This window comes from Candidatus Neomarinimicrobiota bacterium, from assembly GCA_018647265.1.
Lineage (GTDB): Bacteria > Fidelibacterota > Marinisomatia > Marinisomatales > TCS55 > TCS55.
In genome coordinates this window covers 1-3,775 of record JABGTK010000003.1, presented here as the reverse complement: position 1 = coordinate 3,775, position 3,775 = coordinate 1, and the positions used below count along the sequence as shown (strand labels likewise).

The 3,775-nt window shown below is 41.6% G+C and carries 4 protein-coding genes; all 4 read left to right on the top strand.

All coding sequences use genetic code 11. From position 1 onward, the window contains the following. Nucleotides 1–296 (top strand): hypothetical protein (locus HN459_00080; GenBank protein ID MBT3477838.1); only part of this gene is annotated, 296 nt, incomplete at its 5' end. Beyond that, complete coding sequence (locus HN459_00075) at nucleotides 293–1,054, top strand: FecR domain-containing protein (GenBank protein ID MBT3477837.1); 762 nt, start codon at nucleotides 293–295, stop codon at nucleotides 1,052–1,054. The genes HN459_00080 and HN459_00075, both read left to right, overlap by 4 nt. Before the next feature lie 25 nt (nucleotides 1,055–1,079). Further along, complete coding sequence (locus HN459_00070) at nucleotides 1,080–3,392, top strand: adenylate/guanylate cyclase domain-containing protein (protein ID MBT3477836.1); 2,313 nt, start codon at nucleotides 1,080–1,082, stop codon at nucleotides 3,390–3,392. Between the two features lie 15 nt (nucleotides 3,393–3,407). Next, nucleotides 3,408–3,775, top strand: a 368-nt coding sequence (locus HN459_00065) for an ornithine cyclodeaminase family protein (protein ID MBT3477835.1), incomplete at its 3' end; no start/stop codon positions are given.

The following is a 3,775-nucleotide window of genomic DNA, read 5'->3' as shown; positions in this document are numbered from 1 at the left end:
CCTTCGAGTTGGCCCAAAATAGTCCCAATCCATTCAATCCTGTGACCAATATTGGCGTATCACTTATTGAGGATGCGAATATTACCCTTAGGGTTTATAACCTTTTGGGTGAGGAAATGAATACATTGGCATTCAACCGATCTTTTGGAAAAGGGAACCACCGTTTTATTTGGGGAGGCAAAGACGATTACGGCAGACAACTACCCTCCGGTGTATACTTATACCGACTTGAGGTCATATCTCATAATGGTACACAACTATTTCAGGATACAAAAAAGATGGTTTTGATGAAATGAAGAAACAACTATTAATACTTGCATTTTGTATGAGCACTTTTGCTTTTGGGCAAAAGGAATTTGGGAAAATCACCCTGCCCCTTGGGCGGGTTCAAGTCCAAAAAGGCGGTACCGGAGATTTTAAAAGAGCCCTGCCACGAATGGCGATTCATGAAAAAGATGTGATTAAAACATTGGCTAAATCCCGTTGTGAGATCACCCTGGTGGGCGGTGGCAAATTGCGAATCGGGCAAAATTCAGAATTGGAAATCACCGAAGCAAACGTAAAACCCATGGAAAAGAACTTTGGTGCCACACTCAAAAAAGGTGATATCTGGGTGGCGGCCAAAGCTGCATTCGGTGAAAAGAAAAATGTGGCTATCCGGACGCCCACTGCTGTGGCGGCTATTCGTGGTACCAAGTACAGAGCCAAAGCGGGTGATGAAGAAAGTTCTGTGTTGGTTTATGAAGGTAAAGTAGATGTGAATGCGGCAAAAAATGTAACGGAGGCCCGTGAAAAACAGAAAAAACAGGGTTTTCAGCCGGGCGGCGGTGCACCCAAATTCACATTGGGTCCTGTGACAGAAGTGAAGGCGCCAGATCAAGTATCCGGCCCCTATGAGGTTTCTTTAGAAGATTGGGTGAGTCTTGTTGAAGGGATGCAAATAAACGTCAGAAAAGACGGAAAATATTCCATGTTCAAGTTTAATCAAGATGCGGATAACGGCCTTGATTTCGTCAAATGGAATAAGGAGCAGGATGGGAAAGACGGGAACTAATCCACAATTTATTTTATTTATTTAAATGTCTGACTTCTTAAAACGATTAGGGATCGGCGGCGCCATCGGTTTGGCGGTGGCCATTATTGTTGGCTGGGGATCTTATGAGGTTCCCTTTATTAAATCATTGTTGGATGGTTATGAATTTCTGTCCTACGATGGGCGAATGAGAGCTCGAACTGTGGGAGTTGAACAAATGTCCATTGATGATGTGGTTATAGTTGATATTGATAATACATCTGTGGCTCCGCCAGAAGATGGTGGTTTAGGTCATTATTTTGATTGGCCTCAGGCCTACCATGGTCGTTTAATTAATACCGTTTCATCAGGGAATCCTAAGGCTCTCATTTTTGATATTATTTTTGACAAAGAGAATACATTTAATTATGACCTGATTAATGCCCTCACCAATGAAAATGCATCCCCAAATCAAGCCCTGGTTGATGTAACAGACGAATATCTCACCAGCAATGATCCGGCTACTTTTTTAGAGGCGACTTACAATACCCAAAAAACCTATCACGCCTTAGTATTTGAAGAAGAAGATACACTTAATTTTTTGTATAAAATGGAAACGGAGCCGGAGGGGTATTATTTTGAAAAGCATATTATTCACGGTATCTCCGAAGAAGCCAAATTAAAACTTCCCCAAGCGGATCGCGTGGGAAATACCTATGTAGATCTGCTATCGGCTTCTGTGGGAGCTGGATCAGCGAATTTTCCACAGGATGAAGACGGTGTTATCCGCCGTTCGCCTACAGCCATTTATTTTGAAGGTCCGGACCATGTTTACCCCAGTTTGGTCATGTCTGCCGCCATTGATATCCTTGGAATTAAAAAGGATGGTGGGTTCGATTATGACTTCGAAAATAATATTTTACGATTGATTGATACCACAAATACTGTCGTTCGTGAGATCCCAATTGATGACCACGGCCGCATGTATGTGAATTACTATGGGCCATTCCAGACATTTTATTATTTACCCTATATGTATTGTTTTGACCCTGAAATGCTTCCGCCGGAATATTGGGAAGATAAAGTGGCTTTTGTTGGGGCGTCGCTCCCGGGACTTATGGATCTTCGTAACACACCGGTTCAGGAAACATTCGCTGGGGTAGAGATTCACGCCAATGTAATGCAGAGTCTTCTCAAAGGTGAATTTGTTCAGCCAAAACACCGATCTGAAACATTTGTAATGATTATCATAATTTGTGTACTCCTTGGGGTATTGGTAAGCCTCCCGGAGAAACCGCTTTATACACTTCCTGTTCCCTTGGTAGGAATCATTGGATGGGTATTATTTTCTTATAGCCAGTTTTTTTCTTCTTTGCTCATGTGGGAAATTGTACGTCCTGCATTAGCTATGATGGGGACTTATGGGTGTATTTTCCTTTATAACTTTCTAGTGGTAGAAAAAGATAAACGATTTTTAAAAGATACATTTGGTGCTTATATCTCTCCGGAACTTATTGATCAAATGTTCGATGCGAAGGAAGAACCTTCTCTTGGTGGAAACGAAGGATATCACACTGCTTTCTTCACGGATATCCAGAGCTTTTCTGCCTTTTCAGAAAAATTATCGGCCAGTGATTTAGTGGAATTGTTGAATGATTATTTGACTGAAATGACCGATATCCTATTGGATAATAAAGGTACACTGGATAAATATATAGGTGATGCAATTGTCGCTTTTTATGGTGCACCGGCGCCTGTAGAGGATCATGAATATTGGGCTTGTATCACGGCCATAAAAATGCAAGAAAGTTTGGATGAATTGCGATTAAAATGGCAAGGCCAGGGAGATCGTTGGCCCGAGATTGTTCACCATATGCAAAATAGAATTGGTATCAATAGTGGACAAATGGTTACGGGGAATATGGGTTCAACCATGCGCATGAATTATACCATGATGGGTGATACGGTAAACTTGGCGGCACGTTTAGAAGCATCTGCAAAACAATATGGTATTTATATCCAAGTAGCCGATGAAACATATAAAGCATGTAAGGATAAATTTATCTGGCGTGATTTGGATTATGTAGTTGTTATGGGAAAATCAGAACCGGCTCAAGTATTCGAACTCATAGCTGAAAAAGGGAAGATGCCTCCGGGATATGATAAACTTCTTGATGCCTATCATGATGCCCTAGCTTTGTATAGAAATCAAGAATGGGAAAAGGCTATTGACGCATTCAAAGCTTCTGATAAACTTGAAGATATGTTTCCCGGCAGAAAAACCAACCCAAGCCGCGTTTATATTCCACGCTGTGAACATTACCGCGATAATCCCCCCGGTGATGATTGGGATGGTTCCTGGGCACTTACTAAAAAATAGAAACTATTACACTTTATGAATTTACCATTTTATTCGGCGGATGATGTTCGGTCCGTAGTGTCCATGTCAGATGCAATAGAAAGCATGAGAACTGCCTTCACTGCTTTAAGTGATGGATCTGCTATAGTTCCCAACCGAATCAACCTTCCCATGGAAGATCAAAATGCACTGCATCTATCCATGCCCGCTTATATCAAGGATGGAAAATACAATTCTATTAAATTAGTGAATGTTCATTTTGATAATCCTCAAATAGGATTGCCCCTAATAAATGGGGTTATTCTTGTCATGGATGCGGTGGAAGGCAGTCCATTGGCATTGGTAGAAGGGAAATCTGTCACTTCTTTGCGGACAGGAGCGGGATCTGGATTAGCCACAGATTT

What these genes read in the sequence shown, in the direction of transcription:
- HN459_00070 (MBT3477836.1), top strand. Translation starts at nt 1,080, where the DNA reads ATGTCTGACTTCTTAAAACGATTAGGGATCGGCGGCGCCATCGGTTTG.
- HN459_00075 (MBT3477837.1), top strand. Translation starts at nt 293, where the DNA reads ATGAAGAAACAACTATTAATACTTGCATTTTGTATGAGCACTTTTGCT.